Source organism: Amycolatopsis speibonae, assembly GCF_042647925.1.
GTDB classification, from domain to species: domain Bacteria; phylum Actinomycetota; class Actinomycetes; order Mycobacteriales; family Pseudonocardiaceae; genus Amycolatopsis; species Amycolatopsis speibonae.
In genome coordinates, this window is the sequence record NZ_JBHRWK010000017.1 from 205,736 (window position 1) to 224,307 (window position 18,572).

Below are 18,572 nucleotides of genomic sequence, written 5' to 3' on the forward strand. Positions count from 1 at the left end.
ATCCTATCCGGGTACGGCCAGTCGGACACGGCCCCCGGTGAAACCCGTCAAAACCGCCTGCTACGCTTTGCGAGCTGTCAGAGAATGAAGCACTCGGGCGAGTGGCGGAATGGCAGACGCGCACGGTTCAGGTCCGTGTGTCCGAGAGGACGTGAGGGTTCAACTCCCTCCTCGCCCACTCTTGTTCGAGGCCCCCTTTGCTCCGCGACGGGGGCCTCTTTCGTGTGGTCGTCGCTCGTCAGTACCCGGGGGGCCGAGCCCCCGGACCCCCCACGGTGCGTGAGGGCGGCGGTTGGTCTTCAGTGCTTCCAGAGTAGCTCTAGTACACGTTTGTGCTGGTAGTTGCGAGTGCGCAGCCGGTATATTTTCTGGCATGTTTTCATACCCCATGGCCGAGGACGTGCTGCACGACCTCGGAGACAAGGTCGTCAGCGCTCTCGTCGACGCCACGAGCGCGGCCAGGGCAGACCTGGCCGAATATCGTGACGTCTTCCCTGGCTGGGTCGCGGACAGCAGCGACCGTGGGCTTTCCAACTGGATCCACGACCGTCTTTGGGCGCACTTGCGTCGCGGACTCACCGACATCGACTCGGTCGAGCTGGTGGATCAGGGCGTCACTCGCGAAGTCACCGTGGGTCTCCGGTACCGCGCTCGTGTGAAGCGGCACACGGTTCGAGATCGCATCAGGTCGTACGCCACGAAATCAGCCCTCGCCTTCTGGGCACAGTCTGAAGCTCTGGAAGGATTGGAAGAGGTTCGCCTGGGCTTCGGCTACCGCTGGGACCCCGAAGAGCGAGTGATCGGCAGCACCATCGTCTCCCTGCGCGACGGGTTGGACAAAGATGCGATCTGGGCGGTGGAGGTAGATGCTGAGGCGTCCGGAGGCATGGGTACGGAAATCACCTGGACTCCTGTCGATCCGTCCCTGCCCCAGATCGACCTGTACGAGGCCTTGGCCCGAGACGAGGAGGACGAAGCGACGTGAGTGGAATCGGCGACGTGCTGGAAACACTTCGCCGCGCCCGCGGACTGACGCAGGCGGATCTGTGCGCCAAGGCTGAGATCACTCAGGCCGCGTTGTCCCGCTACGAGAACGATCAACGCATGCCTGACGGCGATGTGGTGAACCGGCTCGCGGAGTCACTGGGTGTATCGACGCGCTTTCTGACTCGGGATCACGCTGTTCGGGGTGCGCTCGCGGTGGACGCGCACATGAGGCGTCAGCGAACGACCAAGGCGTCCGCTTGGCGAAAGCTCGAAGCGCGGCTGAACGCCCACCGGTTGCATGTCTCCGTGTTGTTCGAGGACGTGTCGATGCGGGCGGAGCAGTCGGTCCCCACGTTCGATCCCATCGACACGACTCCGGCGCAGGCGGCTCTGATGGTGCGCGCCCAATGGAGGCTGCCGGTCGGGCAGGTACGGAATCTGACCAGGTGGCTGGAGGCTGCCGGCTGCGTGATCCTGGAAGAAGACTTCGGCACCTCACGTATCGACGGACTTTCCCAGTGGATCGGCGATCACCCCGTGTTGCTGATCAACGCGGGTGCTCCGATCGATCGCAAACGGTTGACCTTGGCTCACGAACTCGGTCACCTTGTGCTCCACAATGGGGTCGCGACCGAGGATCCGGAACGGGAAGCCAACGAGTTCGCGGCTGAGTTCCTGATGCCGGAGCATGTGATCAAGCCGGATCTTCGTCCCGTGACGATCGGGCATCTACGGGACTTGAAGCGAGTCTGGGGAGTGTCGATGCAGGCGCTCTTCGAACGCGCGTACTCCCTCAAGCAGGTTTCGGCCGCGGATCGCACGAGCTTCTACAAGTCGATGAACGCTCGCGGATGGAAGACGACGGAACCGGACAGCGATCGCCTGGCTCCGGAGACCCCGCAACTGATAACGGCGATCGGCGATACGTTGCGGGCCAGGGGGCTCACCGATGGGGAGATCGCCGAACTGGCGGGTTTCTCGGAGGACTCGGCGGACAACCCGTTCGCGAAGCCGACGCGGCGGCTTCAGGCCGTGTGAATTCCCTTGCGTGACATGGGCCCCGGGGACCGGGCCCATGTCACGCGAAGTGGGTCAGTTCACGCCGACCAGGTCGACCACGAAGATCAGGGTCTCGTTCGGCTTGATGACGCCGCCGGCGCCGCGTTCGCCGTAAGCGAGGTGCGGCGGGATCACCAGCTGACGGCGGCCGCCGACCTTCATCCCGGCGACGCCCTGGTCCCAGCCGGGGATGACCTGGCCGCGGCCGAGGCCGAAGCGAAGCGGTTCGCCGCGGTCCCACGACGCGTCGAACTGGTCGCCGGTCGAGTGCGAGACACCGACGTAGTGCACCGTGACGGTGTCGCCGGTCTTCGCTTCCTGGCCGTCGCCGACGGAGATGTCGGTCTTCACCAGGTCGGCGGGCGCTGCGCCCTCCGGGCGGTCGATCTGGGGCTTCTCCAAAGGCATGTCCTGGAAGATACCTGTGCAGGTCCGGGGTCCGCAGGACGAGTGTTCGGCCGAACGGTGGCAAGAACGCGAATAGTCTTCACAAATTTGGATACCCGTGGGTAGTGTGCGCCTCGTCACTCTCCGACGACGGAGGTCTTTCATGCGACGAGGCATACGGGTCTTGACGACGCTGGCGGGGTTGACGCTGGTGGCGGGGACCGTTCCGGCACTCCAGGCGAACGCGGCGGAAGCCCCACGGAACTCCGTGGTGGCGGCCGCGCTCGACGACTACTGCGGCGGCCAGTGCGGCGACATCCTGCCGCCCGGGACCAAGGGGAACGCCACCCTCGCCGAGATCCTGGCGCACAAGGCGCTCGGCACCCGGCCCGCGCATTCCGCCGACCAGCTCGGCAAGTACGCCTCGCTCGCCGACGGCTACAAGACGCTGACCACGGACAAGATCAACCAGTTCTTCAACGACGCCTCGTACGGGGTCGCGTCCGGGCAGGTCGAGAGCACGATCAAACCGCGCTCGGACGTGACGATCACGCGAGACAAGGCGACGGGCGTCCCCCGGATCGTCGGCACGACGCGGCCGGGCACGATGTACGGCGCCGGATACGCCGCCGGGCAGGACCGCCTGTGGCTGATGGACATCATGCGCCGCGTCGGCCGCGGCCAGCTGACCTCGTACGCCGGTGGCGCGCAGGGCAACCGCGAACTCGAGCAGAGCTTCTTCGCCTCGGCGCCCTACACCGAACAGGAACTGCAGAAGCAGATCGACAACGCCGCGGCCAGTGGCCCGCGCGGCGCCCAGGGCAAGGCCGACGCCGAGGCCTACGTCCAAGGTGTCAACAAGTACATCTCCGATTCGCACAGCGGCCGCTACTTCCCCGGCGAGTACGTCCTCACCGGGCACGTCGACGCGATCACCAACGCCGGGACCATCGAGCCGTTCAAGCTGACCGACCTCGTCGTGCTCGCCGCGGTGGTCGGCGCGCAGTTCGGCGCCGGTGGTGGCGGTGAGGTGCAGAACGCCATCGCGAAGATGGCGATGCAGGAGAAGTACGGACTCGAACAGGGCGACAAGGTCTGGAAGAGCCTCCGGTCCGAGGACGACCCCGAGACCGTCAAGACCCTCCACAATGGACAGAACTTCGACTACGGCAAGGCGCCGGCGAATCCGCAGGGCGCCGCGATCCCGGACAAGGGGTCGGTCTCCGGGCAGCAGCTGGTCTTCGACCCGACGGGTTCCGCGGGCACGGCGACGCCCGCCAAGGTGGACGTTCCCGCGCCCGACGACCAGAAGGCCGCCCGCGGCATCTTCGACAACGGTGTCCTGCCCGGAAACCTGCTGTCGGAGAAACACGGCATGTCCAACGCGCTGGTCGTCTCCGGCGCCAAGACCGCGAGCGGTCACCCCGTCGCCGTCTTCGGCCCGCAGGCCGGCTACTTCGCGCCGCAACTGCTGATGCTGCAGGAACTCCAGGGCCCGGGCATCAGCGCGCGCGGCGCCTCGTTCGCGGGCATCAGCATGTACGTGCTGCTCGGCCGCGGCAAGGACTACTCGTGGAGCGCGACTTCGGCGTCGCAGGACATCACCGACACCTACGCCGTCGAACTGTGCGAGCAGAACGGCTCCGCGCCGACGAAGAACTCCAACTTCTACCGCTTCCGCGGCCAGTGCCTGCCGTTCGAGATCGTCGAGCGCAAGAACGCCTGGAAGCCCACCATCGCCGACGGGACGGCCGAAGGTTCGTACACGCTGCGAAGCTTCCGCACGAAGTACGGGCCGGTGACGAGCCGGGCGCTGGTCGGCGGCAAACCGGTCGCGTACGCGTCGCTGCGGTCGACCTTCCAGCACGAGATCGACACGATCATCGGCTTCCAGAAGTTCAACGACCCGGACGCGATCAAGTCCGCGCAGGACTTCCAGGTCGCGGCGGCCGACGTCAACCAGACCTACAACTGGTTCTACGCCGACTCCCGTGACATCGCGTACTTCAACTCCGGCTCGAACCCGGTCCGCAATCCGAACGTCGACCCGGCGATGCCGGTGAAGGCCGACGCCGGATTCGACTGGCAGGGCTGGAATCCCGACGGCAATCTCGCGAACTACACGCCGTCGTCGCAGCATCCCCAGTCGATCAACCAGGACTACTACATCAGCTGGAACAACGCGCAGACCAACGGTTACGCGGCCAGCGGCGCGGACAAGAGTTCCGTGCACCGCGCCGATCTGATCGACGCGCGGGTCAAGAAGATGGTCTCCAGCGGCACCAGGGTGACGCGGGTGAACCTCACCCAGGCCATGGAGGAAGCGGCGCTGGCCGACCTCCGCGCGGAGAAGGTGCTGCCGGAACTGCTCAAGGTGCTCGACAAGGCACCGGTGACCGGCCCGGCCGCCGACGCGGTGGCGAAGCTGAAGACCTGGCTCGGCGCGGGCGCCCTGCGCTCGGAGACCTCACCGGGCAGCAAGGCCTACACCAACGCCGACGCGATCCGGATCATGGACGCCTGGTGGCCGCTGCTGGTCAACGCCCAGTTCAAACCCGGCATGGGTGACGCCGCCTACGCCGCCATGGTGGGTGTGCTGAAGATCAACGAGTCGCCTTCCGGCTGGCAGAACGAGGTTCCCGGCAAGCACGTCGGCCAGTCGCACGCGGGTTCGTCGTACCAGGCGGGCTGGTGGGGCTACGTGCACAAGGACATCCGGTCGGTCCTCGGGCAGAACGTCGCCGGTCCGCTGCCGGTGAAGTACTGCGGTGGCGGCGACGTCGACGCCTGCCGTCAGGTGCTGCTCGACTCGCTGACGCAAGCCGCCGCGCAGCCCGCCAACACCGTGTACCCGGGTGACGGCGACTGCGGCGCGGGAGACCAGTGGTGCGCCGACACGATCATCCACCGCGCGCTCGGCGGCATCACACAGGACAAGATGAGCACCCAGAACCGGCCGACCTTCCAGCAGGTCGTGGAGTTCCCGGCGAAGCGCGGCGACAACATCGCCAACCTCGCCACCGGCCGGTCGGTGAGCGCGAGCAGCCACGAAACCGGCTGGTACAACTCGCCGCCGTCCGACGCGATCGACGTCGACCTCTCGACGCGCTGGGCGAGCGACTGGAGCGACAACCAGTCGATCACCGTCGACCTCGGCTCGGTGCGGCCCGTCTCGCGGGTCGTCCTGCACTGGGAATCCGCGTACGGCAAGGCGTACAAGGTGCAGGTCTCGTCCGACGGGACCAACTGGCGTGACGTGGCGTCCATAGTGGACGGAGATGGCGGGCAGGACAACGTCGCCTTCGACGCGACCGACGGCCGCTATGTCCGGATGGCCGGTGTCCAGCGCGGGACGAAGTACGGCTACTCCCTCTACGAGTTCGAGGTGTACGCCCACTAGCCCACTAGACGACTAGGCCTTGGCTGACGGCCCGCCTTGATGCAGTGCGTCGAGGCGGGCCAGGTCTTCGGACGTGAGCCGCAGCGTTCCGGCGGCGACGTTGTCGGCGAGGTGGCCGAGGTCGCCGGTACCCGGGATGACCAGCACGTGCGGCCCGCGCGCGAGGGTCCATGCCAGGCGGACCTGCGTGGGGGTGGCCTGGTGCGCGCGGGCGATCGCGAGCACCTCGTCCTGCTCGGCGCCACTGGCACCCGCCTCGCGCCCGGCTCCGGCGATGGCGAAGAACGGGACGAACGCCACCCCCTGCTCGCCGCACGAACGCAGCAGTTCGTCCTGCTCGGGCCGGTGGCCGAGGCCGTAGGCGTTCTGCACGCACACGACCGGCGCGATCGCCTTGGCCTGGGCCAGCTGCTCCGGGCGGACGTTGGACACGCCGAGGTGCCGGATCAGACCGGCTTCGCGCAGCTCGGCCAGCGCGCCGAAGTGGTCGGCGATCGAGCTGTCCCCTGGCAGACGCAGGTTCACCAGGTCGAGGTGGTCGCGGCCGAGTTGCCGCAGGTTCTCTTCGACCTCGCCGCGCAGCTGCTCGGGAGTGGCATCGGGCAGCCACCCGCCGGACGGATCCCGGCGTGGCCCGACCTTGGTCGCGATCACCAGGTCGTCCGCGTACGGCGACAACGCGGAGTTGATCAGCTCGTTGGCCGACCGCAGCGACGAGAAGTAGAACGCGGCGGTGTCGACGTGGTCGACACCCAGCTCGACAGCGCGGCGCAGCACCTTGATCGCCTGATCGCGGTCGCCCGGGGTGGCGTCGGGGGCGAACGCCTGGCCGCGCTGGGGCAGCCGCATGGCGCCGAACCCGACCCTGTTCACCTTCAGGTCGCCGAGTGTCCAGGTTCCCGCGTCGATCGTTCCGGAAGTCATGGCCGAAGCCTGCCACGCGATGATCGCGAAGATGCCGGTTTCCGTGATCATCCGCGACCTTTACGGTGGCGGGGTGGACACGAACGACTGGTCGCCCCGCACCCTCGCCGTCGCCGCCGGACGCCCGGAGGGCCCCGGCGAACCGCTGAACGTGCCGATCGTCGCGGCGAGCACCTTCGACGCCGGCGCCGACCGCGCGTATTCGCGGGAGAACGGCACCCCGACCTGGGAGGCCCTCGAAACCGCGATCGGCGCGCTCGAAGGCGGGCACGCCACCGCGTTCGCCTCGGGGATCGCGACGCTCAGCGCCGTCGTCGACACGCTGCCGGTGGGAGCGAAGGTCTGCGTCCCGACGTTCTCCTACGCCGGGTCCCGCGGCCTGCTCGCGCACGCACAGCGCACCGGCCGCTTGGTGGTGACCGAGATCGCGCCGGACGACACGGCCGCCTGGGTCGCCGCCGTGGACGCCGACCTGCTCTGGCTCGAATCGCCGACCAACCCGACGCTCGACGTCATCGACATCGAGACGATCGCCGCCGCCGCGAACGGCCTGGTCGCCGTCGACAACACGTTCGCCACCCCGCTCGGGCAGCGGCCGCTGGAGCTCGGCGCGGACATCGTCGTGCACAGCGCGACGAAACTCATCGGCGGCCACAGCGATCTGCTGCTCGGCCTGACGATCGCGGCCGACGAAGCCGTCGCGAAGGATCTGCGCGACGCGCGCACCAGGATGGGGGCGACGCCGGGAGCGCTCGAAGCGTGGCTGGCCCTGCGCGGGCTGCGGACGCTGCCTGTCCGCCTTGCCGAGCAGACCCGCACGGCCGCGCTGCTGGCGGCGCGACTGGTCGACCACCCCGCGATCACCCGGGTCCGGTATCCCGGCTCCGGCACGATGATCGCGTTCGAACTCCCGGACGCCCAGACCGCGGACAAGGTCATCGGGTCGCTGCGGCTGATCCGGGCCGCCACCAGTCTCGGCGGGGTGGAGAGCCTGGTCGAGCGGCGGGCCTGGCTGGCGGGCGACGCCCACGTGCCCGCCGGGCTCGTCCGGTTCAGCGTCGGGCTCGAAGACCCGGAAGATCTCTGGACGGATCTGGCTTCCGCACTCGACTAGGGCGTGGCCCTGTTCCCGGTGCTCTGATCGTGACCTTCCGGTTGCCGGGCACCGGCTTCCGGGCTCGACTGGTCAGTATTTCACCGCCAGGTACTCCGAACGTGTGAACCAGTCGGTAACAAAGGCCCGGGTAATCGCGGGAAGTCGCAGCTTCGGGCCGGAAAAGCGGCGTTTTCGCGGTGTTCGGAGGCCGCCGGAAAAATGCTTTCGCAGCACGACCGTTCCGGTCATTCGGGTGCTAACATTGCCTCGTCGTCCGGAGCTTTTCGCTCTGTTGAGCGACTTTCAGGCCCTTGTATCGGGCCGGACCACACCGGTGTTACCGGTTTTCCCAGTGGTTTTTGTCACCGTCTACCCGCTACTGAAGACCGGTGCTTTTCGGGCAAGATCGCGCTGTCACCCGAACGTGGGTTTTTCCCCCGGGTGGTCGCATGGTGGGGGTCACCGTGTGTTGCGATGCTTTTCACTGGGAGATCATTTTGAAGAAGACGTTGGGTCGCCTCGCGGGCGCGGTGCTGACCGGCGCCGTCATCTCGCTGGCCGTGACGCCTGCCGCGATGGCACAGGACGACGTGACAACGTCGACGCCCCCCGCGGCGCCGACCGAGTCCTCGCCTTCCGTTCCGCCGGGGCCGTCCTACTCGGGTGGTCCCGTGACCACGTCCCCGACCACCGATTCGAGCGCTCCGGCGTCGTCGTCGCAGCCGACGTCGACCAGCGGCAAGCCGACTTCCGACAAGCCGTCGCCGACCTCCACCTCGGAGAAGCCGACCACCACCCCGCCGAAGCCGGTGCTGAACGTCGGCGCCGGTTACGTCGAGGGCAACGAGGGCGCGCTGGCGATCCTCTGCGGTTCGGAGCCCGCCGGCGTCACCGCGCCGGACTTCACCGTCGTCGACTCGTTCCAGGACGGTGGCGACGCCTACCTGTGGATCTACATCATCGAGGCGAAGCCCGGCTTCAAGGGCACCTCGAGCACCTTCACCTGGACCTGCGACGGCAAGCCGGGCAAGGGTGACATCGAGATCGAGGGCACTGTCGGCGGCGGCGCGACCGCGCCGGGCACCAAGCCGGCGAAGCAGGTCAAGCTGAAGCCCAAGGGCGGCATCGAGACCGGTTTCGGCGCCACCGCGGCCTGATCCGATGAAACTCCTGACGCAGGGCGGCCGCCTGGTCGCGGCCGCCCTTGTCCTTTCCCTCGCGCTGACGGGATGCGGCACCGACGAACCCGCCCCGCCCGCCGCGCAGGCGGCTCCGTCGGAACCGGCTCCGCCGGTCGTCAAGCCGTTCAACGGGGTTCGCCCGACGAACGTGAAGATCCCCAAGATCGGCGCGGAATCGAATCTGGTGACGGTCGCGGTCGGCAAGGACGGCAAGATGTCCGTCCCGTCGGCGAAGAACCCGATGCAGGCCGCCTGGTACCGGCTTTCGCCGGTGCCCGGTGACGTCGGCCCGTCGATCCTGCTCGGCCACGTCGACGGCAACAAGCAGCCGGGCATCTTCTACAAGCTCAAGGACGTCGACCCGGGCGACGAGGTGCTCGTCGAACGCAGTGACGGCAAGAGCCTGAAGTTCGTGGTCGAGAAGAAGGACCAGGTTCCCAAGGACCAGTTCCCCGAGGAAGCGGTCTACGGCAACACGGACAAGCCGCAGCTGCGGTTGATCACCTGTGGCGGTGTCTTCGACAAGGAAGAGCACAGCTACAAGGACAACATCATCGTCTACGCCAATCTGGCCGCCTGACGACCAGAGCGCGCCATGAAAGGTCCTTTCCTTGCCAAATTTGCAAGGAAAGGACCTTTCATGGCATCTGGGGGTCGGCTCAGCCCACGCCCGCGGCGGGGAACGGGAACCCGTCGGGAGCGGTCGCCTCGGGATCGACCCACTTCCGCATCCCGGCGTCGCAGGCAGCGTAACCCCAGTTGATCAACCGCTCCTGCAGCACTTCCGGCAGCTTCGTCAGCCGAGTCGGGGTTTCCGCCAGCCCGTGCGTGAGATCGACAGGCGCCTTCAGTGAGTCGTCCAGCTCGAAGTTGTCGAGATCGACGTAGGACCCCCAGTAGGCGCCCGCGAAATCCTTCTCCACATACGACTTCAGCAGCGCGCCCCGCCGCAGCTCGCGGACCTGGTTGTCGATCACGTCGAGGACGCGCAGCAGCTGCCGTCCCCAGTCGCGGTTGACCTTCGGCGTGACCTGCATCCGCTTGCCCGCGTCGCTGACCAGCACCGTCGCATGCCCTTCGACCGGGTCCAGGCCGAGGTTGTCGTAGACGCCGGCGTCGCTCAGCACGATCTTGCGGCCCGCCTCGTCGGACAGCGGATCGCGGAGCACCACCGGCGACAGCATCGGCGGGAACGCCGAAGACGCGGCCACCGCGGTGGCGAGCGGGATGTTCCCGTGCGGCCCGTTCTGCCGGAAGAACCACCACAGCGCGCCGTCCTGGAGGTTCGTCGCGGTGAAGACGAACTGCGGGCCCTCTGGGTCCAGATCCTTGAGGCAGCAGTCGCCGAACAGGTGTTTCGCGTACACCCGCGCGAGTTCCTCACCGGCGCTCCGCCACGGGATCGCCATGGCGCGCAAGGTGACCGGGATGTCCAGCCGCGTGCGCGCCAGGTTCCGGATCGGCGCGACGACCTCGTCGTGGAAGTTGTCCGCGACACCGTTTTCGAACTTCAGCTTCGACCACGCGTGCGCCAGCGCGCCCGCGGCGATCGAGCCGCCCGAGACGCTGGAAAACGTCGAGATCTTCGACAGCCAGCCGATTTCGTTGAGCCGCCACAGGGCCCCGGTGTGAAACAGCATCGCGCGATAGCCGCCGCCGGAAAGCGCCAGGCCGACGCCTTGGCGGGGGTTCGAAGGCTCCATTTCATCCCCCATGTGAGCGAGTTCAGGGGGGTGAGTCGCCCGAACGCCACGAACCGTTACGACAGGAGCGGTAACAGCAGGCGGCGCTGGCCCTCCGGCACGTATTCCGCGTAGTTGTCGTAAAGCGCCCGTTTCGCCAGCCGTGACGCGCGTTCGCCGTCGGAATCCCGGATCGCTCCCAGCACTTCCTCGTGATGCGTGAGCCAGCTGCGCATCAACGCCGTCCGGTCGTCGGCGTGCTCCAGTTTGTCCTCGATGAGCTCCAGTACGACACCGCGCACGACCTCGCCACTGATCACCAGCAGCGGATTTCCCGTCGCGCGGGCGATGGCCTCGTGGAACGCGACGTCCGCGTGGGAGAACTCCGCGAATCCCTTCGCGACGCCCTCGCGCATCGCGGCAAGCGCCTTGTCCAGTTCGGCGAGATGGTCTTCGGTCCTGAGCTGTGCGGCGAGCAGATGCGCGGAACCGTCGAGGACCATGCGGAACTGCAGGAGTTCGGACAGGCCGAGGTTCTCGGCCCGCGCCAGCCGGTGCATGGACCGGTGCAGCGCGGCGGGCGAGGCGGCCAGGACCTCCGGGCCGCGCGGATCGCCGGGGCGCGAGCGGATCATTTCCGCTGCCTGCAGCACCCGCAGTGCCTCCCGCACGGTCGAGCGGCCGACGTCGAACTGGACCATCAGTTCGCGTTCGCTCGGCAGCCGGTCGCCGGGTTTGATCCGGCCGCTGAACACGGCTTCCTCGATCTGTTCGACGACGCGCTGGTACGCGCGGACAGGGGCGACCGGCTCGAATTCCATCTTGACCCTGCCGTCTCGTCTGGTTTACTGGTCAGACCAGTCTACCGGTCAGGGGGCAGGATGAAAGCCCGGATCCATGCGGCAGCGCTGGCGTTGCTGCTGGTGACGTCCGGCTGCTCGGCCGGATCGAGCGCCACGGTCGCCAAGGATCCCGGCACGCTCGCCATCGGCTACACCGCCGAACCCGCGAACTTCGACTTCACCCGCACAGACGGCGCCGCCATCCCGCAGGCCTTGCTCTACAACGTCTACGAGGGCCTGGTGAAGCTCGATGCGGACGCGAAGATCGTGCCGCTGCTGGCCGAATCGTGGACGGTTTCCCCGGATGGCAAGACCTACGACTTCAAGCTCCGGAAGGACGCGAAGTTCAGCAACGGCGCGCCGTTCACCGCCGAAGACGTCAAGTTCTCGCTGATGCGGGTCAAAACCGACTGGACGGTGTCGATCAAGTCCACAATGGACGTTGTCGACCGGGTCGACGTCGTCGCGCCCGACCACGCGCGGGTCGTGCTCACGAAACCCAGCAACGGCTGGCTGTTCAGCCTCACCAGCAGGCTCGGCGCGATGTTCAGCCCCACCGGCGTCGCGGATCTGGCGAACAAACCGGTCGGCACCGGGCCGTACACGGTGGCTTCGCGCAGGCGCGGCGATTCCATCGTGCTCAAGCAGAATCCCGCGTACTGGGGCAGGAAACCGGCGTACTCGACCGTGGTCCTCAAGTACATCAAGGATCCGACGGCGCTCAACAACGCCCTGCTCAGCAACGGGATCGACGTCATCTCCGCGATCACCGTGCCGGATTCGATCCCGCAGTTCCAGAGCGACGACCGCTTCACCGTCGTCGAAGGCACGACGAACAGTGAGGTCACGCTCGCGTTCAACAACGCGCGCCCGCCGCTGAACGACGTCCGCGTCCGGCGCGCGCTGTCGTACGCCATCGACAGGAAGGCCTTGCTGGACACGGCTTGGGCGGGGCGCGGCACGCTCATCGGCAGCATGGTCCCGCCGACGGACCCCTGGTACGAAGACCTCTCGAACGCGTACCCGTTCGACCCCGCGAAGGCGAAAACGCTGCTCGCCGAAGCAGGGCTGTTTCAATCAGGGCAAGCTACTCCTTCGCTGCGGCTGCGGATCCCGAACCTGCCGTACGCCGTCTCGGCCGCGCAGGTGGTGGCGTCGCAACTGGCGGACATCGGGGTGACCGTGACGATCGAGCCGCTGGACTTCCCGGCGGTGTGGCTCAAGCAGGTCTTCACCGACCACGACTACGACCTCTCGATCATCCAGCACGTCGAGGCCCGCGACATCGTCACCTTCGGCAAGCCGAAGTACTACTGGGGTTACGACGGCAAGGACGTCCAGCAGCAGCTGGCGAAGGCCGACGCCGGAACTCCCCAGGAGCAGATCGACGCGATGCGCCAGGTCGCGCGGCGGCTGTCCGAAGACGCGGCCGCGGACTGGCTCTTCCTTTTCCCCAACGTGATCGTGGCGAAGAACAAGGTGACCGGGTTCGTCCGCAACCAGGTCAGCGAGTCCTTCGATCTCACGGGATTGGCGCCGCGATGACGGTCAAGATCGCGCGCCGCGCGGGGATCCTGGTGGCCAGTGTGCTGGCCGCGTCGATCGTGGTGTTCCTGTTCATGGCGGTGCTGCCGGGCGATCCGGCGCAGGTCGCGCTCGGCGTCAACGCGACGCCGGAGCTGGTCGCGAAGACCCGCGCCGAATTCGGCATCGACAGGCCGCTGGTGACGCAGTACTTCGACTGGATCGGCGGTGTCCTGCACGGCGACTTCGGCCGCTCGTACGTCACCCGCGAGGAGATCGGGCCCGCCCTGGCCGACCGGCTCGGCGTGACGTTGTGGCTGGTCGGTGCCGGGATGTTGGTGGCGCTGCTGATCGCCGTCCCGGCCGGGACGTTCGCCGCGGTGCGGCACCGGAAGGCCGACGGCACCGCGGTTTCCGGACTTTCGCAGATCGGCGTCGCGATCCCGGCGTTCCTCGCCGGCATCATCCTGGTGCAGATCTTCGCGGTGCAGTTGCGCTGGCTGCCCTCCGGTGGCTGGACGCCGCCGGTGCAGGACCCCGGCGAATTCGTCCGCGGTCTCGTGCTGCCCGCCTTGTCGCTGGGGCTCGTGCAGGGCGCTGTGCTCACCCGTTATGTGCGGTCCGCGGTGCTCGACACGCTCGGGCAGGACTACCTGCGCACCGCGCGTTCCAAGGGACTTCGGCCGTTCCAAGCACTGTTCCGCCACGGCCTGCGCAACGCCGCCGTCCCGGTGGTGACGGTGCTCGGCCTGCAACTGGCGACGCTGCTGATCGGCGCCGTCGTCGTCGAGCGCGTGTTCGTGCTGCCGGGGCTGGGCAGCATGCTGCTCGACTCGGTGGCGTCGCGGGATCTGTTGTCCGTGCAGGGGATCGTGCTGGTCTTGGTGGTCGGCGTGCTGTTGGTGAACTTCGTGGTCGACCTCCTGTACACGGTGCTCGACCCGAGATTGCGGGGTTCCTGATGCGCAATCGCAGGGTGCTGATGGGTTCTCGGCGGGAAAGAGTGCCTCGAAGCCTGTTGATCGGCGGCGTCCTGGTCGCGTTGATCGTGCTCGCCGCGCTGCTTTCGTTCGTGTGGACGCCGTTCGACCCGATCCGCGTCGACGCGCCGAACCGGTTGCACGAGTTCAGCGGCTCCAACCTGCTCGGCACCGACAGCTTCGGCCGCGACGTGCTCAGCCAGCTCATGGTCGGCGCGCGGACGACGCTGTACGTCGGCGTGGTCGCGGTCGGGATCGCGGCGCTGATCGGGACCCCGCTGGGCATCCTCGCCGGGATGTCGTCGCGGTGGCTCGGCGAGTTCGTCATGCGGGTCAACGATCTCGTGCTCGCGTTCCCCGCACTGCTGCTGGCGATCATGTTCGGCGCGGTGTTCGGGGCCGACACCCTCACGGCCATGGTGGCGATCGGTATCGCGACCATCCCCTCTTTCGCGCGGATCGCGCGTTCGGGGACGCTGCAGGTGATGAGCAGCGAGTTCGTGCCGGCCGCGCGGTCGGCAGGCCGCTCGCGGCTGAACATCGCGGCGCGGCATGTGCTGCCGAACATCTCCGGCCTGCTGATCGTGCAGGCATCCGTGTCGTTCGCGATCGCCGTGCTCGCGGAAGCGGCGTTGTCGTTCCTCGGCTTCGGCACGCGGCCGCCGACGCCGTCGTGGGGCCGGATGCTGCAGGAATCCCAGGTGTTCCTGACCCTGCACCCGCGGCTCGCGCTCGTGCCCGGTGTCGCGATCGCCATCGCGGTCCTCGGCTTCAACCTGCTCGGTGACGGCCTTCGCGATCGTCTCGACCCGCGATTGGCGGCGCGGCTATGACCCTCGAAGTCCAGGATCTCGGGATCGGCGGCCTGGTCCGCGGCGTCTCGTTCGAGGTCGCCCGGGGTGAGCGCGTCGGCCTGATCGGCGAGTCGGGTTCCGGGAAGTCGCTGACGGCGCTGTCGATCATGGGGCTGCTGCCCGAAGAGCTCGTCGCGTCCGGCTCGGTGAAACTCGACGGCCGTGAACTGCTCGGCGCGCCGGAACGGGAGCTGTCGCGGCTGCGCGGCAACGACCTGTCGATGGTGTTCCAGGAACCGATGACCGCGCTGAACCCGGCGATGCGGGTCGGCGCGCAGGTGGCCGAGCCGATGCGGATCCACCGCACCGGTGGGAAACAGCGTGCCGAGGCGTTGCTGGATTCCGTCGGCCTGCCAGGGACTTTCCGTGCGTACCCGCATCAGCTGTCCGGCGGGCAGCGGCAGCGCGTGGTCCTCGCGATCGCGCTGGCCAACGATCCGAAGCTGCTGATCTGCGACGAGCCCACGACGGCGCTGGATGTCACCGTGCAGGCGCAGATCCTGGAACTGATCCTCGACGGCGTCCGCGAGCGGGAGAGCGCGCTGCTGTTCATCACGCACGACCTCGCCGTCGTGGCGTCGGTATGCGAGCGGGTGCTGGTGATGCTGGACGGCGAGATCGTCGAATCCGGCACCACACGGGATGTTCTCACCGCGCCACAACACGAATACACCAAGAAGCTTTTGGCCGCTTCGGATCTGGAGGCGAGCCGATGATGATCTCCGTTCGGGACCTGGAACGCCACTACACGCGGCGAGACGTCCATGCTTTGCGCGGAGTTTCATTCGACGTCGAGGCAGGTCAGCGCTTCGGGATCGTCGGCGAGTCGGGTTCGGGAAAGTCCACTTTGGTCAGATTGCTGGCCGCGCTGGACAAGCCGACGGCGGGCAGCGTCTCGTTCCAGGGCAAGCGCGTCGACACGCTGCCGGAGCGGAAACTCGGCTTCCTGCGGTCGGAACTCCAGATCGTCTTCCAGGACCCGATGGGCTCGCTCGATCCGCGGATGCGGGTGCGCGACATCATCTCCGAGCCCTTGGGACGACGGGATCCGGCACGGGTCGCGGAGCTGCTGGAGGCTGTCGGCCTGCCCGCCGACGCCGCCGGCCGCTATCCACACCAGTTCTCCGGCGGGCAGCGGCAACGGATTTCGATCGCGCGGGCGCTCGCGCCGAATCCGAGCGTCCTCATCGCGGACGAGCCGGTGAGCGCGCTCGACGTCTCGGTGCGGAAACAGATCCTCGATCTGCTCGCGTCGCTGGTCGAGCTGTACTCGCTGACGCTGATCTTCGTCTCGCACGACCTCGGCGTGGTGCGGCACGTGTGCGACAGGGTCGCGGTGATGCGGCGCGGGGAGATCGTCGAACTGGGCGACGTCGACCAGGTCTACGACGCGCCGGAGCACGAGTACACCAGGGAACTGCTGGCAGCCGCACCGAATCTGCGGGCCGAGCTGGCGCGGTTGAGGGGAGGGGACGATGGCTGAGCACCCGGAAGGTCTGCCGATCGGCGACGGGTGGGTGTCCACCGCTGTCGAGCCGGTGGTGTTCCCGTACGACGGGACCGAGATCGGCAGGGCGCCTGTCGGGACGCCCGAGCTGGCCACGCGCGCGATCGACGAGGCCGTCGCGGTGTTCAAGCAGGTCGCGGCCCTGCCGTCGCGTACTCGTCGTTCACTTCTGAACGACGTCGCCGCGGCTCTGGAAGCCCGCCGCGAGGACTTCGAGCGGCTGCTGGTCTTGGAGACCGGTAAGCCGTTGGTCGACTGCCGGGTCGAGGTCGCCCGCACGATCGTCACCTGGCAGGCCGCCGCCGAGGAGGTCTCGCGGCTGCACGGCGAGACCGTGCCGCTCGACCTGCTGCCGTCCGGCGACGGGCTGGTCGGGTTCTGGAAACGCAAGCCGATCGGCGTCGTCGTCGGCGTGGCCGGGTTCAACTATCCGCTGCTGCTGGCGTCGCACAAGATCGCGCCCGCCATCGCCGCCGGCTGCCCGGTGGTGGTGAAACCCGCGCCGCAAACTCCTTTGGCGACGCTGTGGCTGGTGCATCTGGTGCGCTCGCTGACCGACGTGCCCGTGATGGTCCAGCTGGTCACCGGGGACGCGGCCGTCGGCTCGGCGCTGGTCACCGACCGGCGGGTCGGCGCGGTGTCGTTCACCGGATCCGCGCTGGTCGGGCACCGGATCGCGCGCGACGCCGCGCCCACGAAGACGTTGCTGGAACTGGGTTCCAACGCCGCTTTGGTGGTCGCCGAAGACGCGGATCTCGACGCGGCCGCGGACGCCGTGCTGCGCGGCGGGTTCTACGCGTCCGGGCAGGCCTGCATCTCGGTGCAGCGCGTCCTTGTCGTCGACGCCGTCGCCGAGGAATTCACCGAACGGGTACTCGCGCGGCTCGGCGAGGTCGTCACCGGCGATCCCCGGGACGAGAAGACGCGGGTTTCGGCGCTGATCGACCCGGGATCGACCAAGCGCGTTCAAGAGTGGGTCGACAAAGCGACTTCGGCCGGTGCGCGGCTGGTCGGCGGCGGTGTGGACGGCAGCGTGATCCGGCCTGCTGTGCTGCTCGACGTGCCCGATGGCCTCGAATGCTGGGACGAGGAGATCTTCGGCCCCGTCGTCTGTATCCGTCGTGTGTCCTCTGTGGACGATGCGTTCGACGCGGTCAACGCGTCGCGCTACGGCCTGCACGCTTCGGTGTTCAGCACTTCCTTGAAGACGGCGTTCCGCGCGCTCGACGAGCTCGACGTCGGCGGTGTGGTGGTCAACGAGGTGCCCGGTTTCCGGTCCGACACCATGCCGTATGGCGGCGTGAAGGACTCCGGGATCGGGCGGGAAGGGCCGCGGTTCGCGGTCGAAGAACTGACCGTGACGAGGATGGCGGTGCTGCGACCGTGAGTTACGAGAACCTGTTCCGGCTGGATGGAAGGCGGGCCGTCGTCCTCGGCGGCGGCAGCGGAATCGGCCGCGAATCGGCGAAAGCCCTGGCCGCGCACGGTGCCGAAGTGATCGTGGCGGACCGCGACGTCGCCGCGGCCGAGGAAACCGGCGCGGGGGAGGCGTACGAGATCGACCTGCTGGCGTCCGGTGCCGCCGCGAAGGCCGCCGCCGACCTCGGCGAGATCGACATCGTCGTGCTGACCGCCGCGACCAACGTGCGCAAACGGCTGCTGGAGTACACGCGCGAGGAATTCGACCGGGTGATCGCGCTGAACCTCGGTGCGACGTTCGAGGTCGTCCGCGCGTTCGGCGCCGGGATGGTCGAGCGCGGGCGGGGGAGCATCATCGGGTTCTCGTCGATCCGCGGCACCACCGTCGAGCCGGGGCAAGGGCCGTACGCGGCGACGAAAGCCGGGCTGGTGCAGCTGTTCCGCACTGCTGCGGCGGAGTTCGGCCCGGCCGGGGTGCGGGTCAACGCGATCGCTCCCGGCGTCGTCGAAACCCCATTGACGGCACAGATCAAAGCGAATCCGGACTGGTACGACGCCTACGCGGCGAAGGGAGCGCTCGGTCGATGGGCGCGCCCGGGCGAACTCGCCGGCGCCGTCGTCTACCTGGCCTCGGACGCGTCGTCGTTCGTGACCGGCTCCGTCATGGCGGTGGACGGCGGCTGGACCGCCGTCGACGGCCGCTTCGAACCGCCCGCGACTTAAGGAGTCC

The 18,572-nt window shown here is 68.0% G+C and carries 17 protein-coding genes and 1 tRNA gene; 14 read left to right on the forward strand and 4 right to left on the reverse strand.

Annotation, left to right across the window (positions count from 1 at the left end):
- Positions 1 to 95: 95 nt before the first annotated feature.
- From ACFOSH_RS13315 to ACFOSH_RS13325, 3 genes are all read left to right on the forward strand, one after another.
- Positions 96 to 178: transfer RNA gene (locus tag ACFOSH_RS13315), tRNA-Leu, on the forward strand.
- Positions 179 to 388: 210 nt separating this feature from the next.
- The gene (locus ACFOSH_RS13320; protein ID WP_378239114.1) at positions 389 to 985 is read left to right on the forward strand and encodes a hypothetical protein; all 597 of its coding nucleotides are present in this window, start codon (positions 389 to 391) and stop codon (positions 983 to 985) included.
- Entirely contained in the window at positions 982 to 2,025 is a 1,044-nt protein-coding gene (locus ACFOSH_RS13325; protein WP_378239115.1) for a helix-turn-helix domain-containing protein, read from the forward strand. Before ACFOSH_RS13320 ends, ACFOSH_RS13325 begins: the two co-directional genes overlap by 4 nt.
- 54 nt (positions 2,026 to 2,079) lie before the next feature.
- Here the strand turns inward: ACFOSH_RS13325 and ACFOSH_RS13330 are convergent, their stop codons facing one another.
- Positions 2,080 to 2,454, reverse strand: coding sequence for an FKBP-type peptidyl-prolyl cis-trans isomerase (locus ACFOSH_RS13330; RefSeq protein WP_378239116.1), 375 nt, complete (start codon positions 2,452 to 2,454; stop codon positions 2,080 to 2,082).
- 142 nt (positions 2,455 to 2,596) lie between these two features.
- Between ACFOSH_RS13330 and ACFOSH_RS13335 the strand changes: the two genes are divergently transcribed.
- On the forward strand, positions 2,597 to 5,833 hold the full coding sequence (locus tag ACFOSH_RS13335; protein ID WP_378239117.1) for a penicillin acylase family protein: 3,237 nt from the start codon (positions 2,597 to 2,599) through the stop codon (positions 5,831 to 5,833).
- Positions 5,834 to 5,845: 12 nt separating this feature from the next.
- On the opposite strand, the gene ACFOSH_RS13340 is transcribed toward ACFOSH_RS13335, so the two are convergent.
- Positions 5,846 to 6,757, reverse strand: a complete 912-nt coding sequence (locus ACFOSH_RS13340) for an oxidoreductase (protein WP_378239184.1) — start codon at positions 6,755 to 6,757, stop codon at positions 5,846 to 5,848.
- A 31-nt stretch (positions 6,758 to 6,788) separates the two neighbouring features.
- Here ACFOSH_RS13340 and ACFOSH_RS13345 point away from each other — a divergent pair, with 31 nt between their 5' ends.
- The 3 genes from ACFOSH_RS13345 to ACFOSH_RS13355 all read left to right on the forward strand — a co-directional run bounded on the left by ACFOSH_RS13345 (position 6,789) and on the right by ACFOSH_RS13355 (position 9,614).
- Positions 6,789 to 7,871, forward strand: a complete 1,083-nt coding sequence (locus ACFOSH_RS13345) for a trans-sulfuration enzyme family protein (RefSeq protein ID WP_378239118.1) — start codon at positions 6,789 to 6,791, stop codon at positions 7,869 to 7,871.
- Positions 7,872 to 8,350: 479 nt separating this feature from the next.
- Complete coding sequence (locus ACFOSH_RS13350) at positions 8,351 to 9,010, forward strand: hypothetical protein (RefSeq protein WP_378239119.1); 660 nt, start codon at positions 8,351 to 8,353, stop codon at positions 9,008 to 9,010.
- A 4-nt stretch (positions 9,011 to 9,014) separates the two neighbouring features.
- Positions 9,015 to 9,614, forward strand: coding sequence for a class F sortase (locus ACFOSH_RS13355; protein WP_378239120.1), 600 nt, complete (start codon positions 9,015 to 9,017; stop codon positions 9,612 to 9,614).
- 79 nt (positions 9,615 to 9,693) lie between these two features.
- Here ACFOSH_RS13355 and ACFOSH_RS13360 read toward each other — a convergent pair whose 3' ends face one another.
- Both ACFOSH_RS13360 and ACFOSH_RS13365 read right to left on the reverse strand, forming a co-directional pair.
- A complete protein-coding gene (locus tag ACFOSH_RS13360) occupies positions 9,694 to 10,737 on the reverse strand; it encodes a patatin-like phospholipase family protein (RefSeq protein WP_378239121.1) in 1,044 nt (347 codons plus the stop codon).
- A gap of 56 nt (positions 10,738 to 10,793) precedes the next feature.
- Positions 10,794 to 11,537 carry a FadR/GntR family transcriptional regulator gene (locus ACFOSH_RS13365; RefSeq protein WP_378239122.1) on the reverse strand — a complete coding sequence of 248 codons (744 nt, stop codon included), beginning with the start codon at positions 11,535 to 11,537 and terminating at the stop codon, positions 10,794 to 10,796.
- A gap of 60 nt (positions 11,538 to 11,597) precedes the next feature.
- On the opposite strand from ACFOSH_RS13365, the gene ACFOSH_RS13370 reads away from it, so the two are divergent.
- The 7 genes from ACFOSH_RS13370 to ACFOSH_RS13400 are packed head-to-tail and all read left to right on the forward strand — an operon-like array spanning position 11,598 to position 18,565.
- A complete protein-coding gene (locus ACFOSH_RS13370; protein ID WP_378239123.1) occupies positions 11,598 to 13,103 on the forward strand; it encodes an ABC transporter substrate-binding protein in 1,506 nt (501 codons plus the stop codon).
- Positions 13,100 to 14,044 (forward strand): ABC transporter permease, encoded by a 945-nt coding sequence (locus tag ACFOSH_RS13375; protein ID WP_378239124.1) that lies wholly within the window; start codon positions 13,100 to 13,102, stop codon positions 14,042 to 14,044. The genes ACFOSH_RS13370 and ACFOSH_RS13375 overlap by 4 nt, the downstream gene beginning before the upstream one ends.
- On the forward strand, positions 14,044 to 14,895 hold the full coding sequence (locus ACFOSH_RS13380) for an ABC transporter permease (RefSeq protein WP_378239125.1): 852 nt from the start codon (positions 14,044 to 14,046) through the stop codon (positions 14,893 to 14,895). The genes ACFOSH_RS13375 and ACFOSH_RS13380 overlap by 1 nt, the downstream gene beginning before the upstream one ends.
- Positions 14,892 to 15,632 carry an ABC transporter ATP-binding protein gene (locus tag ACFOSH_RS13385; RefSeq protein ID WP_378239126.1) on the forward strand — a complete coding sequence of 247 codons (741 nt, stop codon included), beginning with the start codon at positions 14,892 to 14,894 and terminating at the stop codon, positions 15,630 to 15,632. The genes ACFOSH_RS13380 and ACFOSH_RS13385 overlap by 4 nt, the downstream gene beginning before the upstream one ends.
- A complete protein-coding gene (locus ACFOSH_RS13390; RefSeq protein WP_378239127.1) occupies positions 15,629 to 16,399 on the forward strand; it encodes an ABC transporter ATP-binding protein in 771 nt (256 codons plus the stop codon). Before ACFOSH_RS13385 ends, ACFOSH_RS13390 begins: the two co-directional genes overlap by 4 nt.
- Positions 16,392 to 17,810: an aldehyde dehydrogenase family protein gene (locus ACFOSH_RS13395; RefSeq protein WP_378239128.1), complete on the forward strand. Its 1,419-nt coding sequence runs from the start codon at positions 16,392 to 16,394 to the stop codon at positions 17,808 to 17,810. The genes ACFOSH_RS13390 and ACFOSH_RS13395 overlap by 8 nt, the downstream gene beginning before the upstream one ends.
- Positions 17,807 to 18,565, forward strand: a complete 759-nt coding sequence (locus ACFOSH_RS13400; protein ID WP_378239129.1) for an SDR family NAD(P)-dependent oxidoreductase — start codon at positions 17,807 to 17,809, stop codon at positions 18,563 to 18,565. Before ACFOSH_RS13395 ends, ACFOSH_RS13400 begins: the two co-directional genes overlap by 4 nt.
- Positions 18,566 to 18,572: the final 7 nt, after the last annotated feature.

Bases quoted from the DNA above. Each gene is read 5' to 3' on its own strand.
- ACFOSH_RS13320 (WP_378239114.1), top strand. From the start codon at position 389: ATGGCCGAGGACGTGCTGCACGACCTCGGAGACAAGGTCGTCAGCGCT.
- ACFOSH_RS13330 (WP_378239116.1), bottom strand. From the start codon at position 2,454: ATGCCTTTGGAGAAGCCCCAGATCGACCGCCCGGAGGGCGCAGCGCCC.
- ACFOSH_RS13335 (WP_378239117.1), top strand. From the start codon at position 2,597: ATGCGACGAGGCATACGGGTCTTGACGACGCTGGCGGGGTTGACGCTG.
- ACFOSH_RS13340 (WP_378239184.1), bottom strand. From the start codon at position 6,757: ATGACTTCCGGAACGATCGACGCGGGAACCTGGACACTCGGCGACCTG.
- ACFOSH_RS13345 (WP_378239118.1), top strand. From the start codon at position 6,789: ATGCCGGTTTCCGTGATCATCCGCGACCTTTACGGTGGCGGGGTGGAC.
- ACFOSH_RS13355 (WP_378239120.1), top strand. From the start codon at position 9,015: ATGAAACTCCTGACGCAGGGCGGCCGCCTGGTCGCGGCCGCCCTTGTC.
- ACFOSH_RS13360 (WP_378239121.1), bottom strand. From the start codon at position 10,737: ATGGAGCCTTCGAACCCCCGCCAAGGCGTCGGCCTGGCGCTTTCCGGC.
- ACFOSH_RS13365 (WP_378239122.1), bottom strand. From the start codon at position 11,537: ATGGAATTCGAGCCGGTCGCCCCTGTCCGCGCGTACCAGCGCGTCGTC.
- ACFOSH_RS13370 (WP_378239123.1), top strand. From the start codon at position 11,598: ATGAAAGCCCGGATCCATGCGGCAGCGCTGGCGTTGCTGCTGGTGACG.
- ACFOSH_RS13375 (WP_378239124.1), top strand. From the start codon at position 13,100: ATGACGGTCAAGATCGCGCGCCGCGCGGGGATCCTGGTGGCCAGTGTG.
- ACFOSH_RS13380 (WP_378239125.1), top strand. From the start codon at position 14,044: ATGCGCAATCGCAGGGTGCTGATGGGTTCTCGGCGGGAAAGAGTGCCT.
- ACFOSH_RS13385 (WP_378239126.1), top strand. From the start codon at position 14,892: ATGACCCTCGAAGTCCAGGATCTCGGGATCGGCGGCCTGGTCCGCGGC.
- ACFOSH_RS13390 (WP_378239127.1), top strand. From the start codon at position 15,629: ATGATGATCTCCGTTCGGGACCTGGAACGCCACTACACGCGGCGAGAC.
- ACFOSH_RS13395 (WP_378239128.1), top strand. From the start codon at position 16,392: ATGGCTGAGCACCCGGAAGGTCTGCCGATCGGCGACGGGTGGGTGTCC.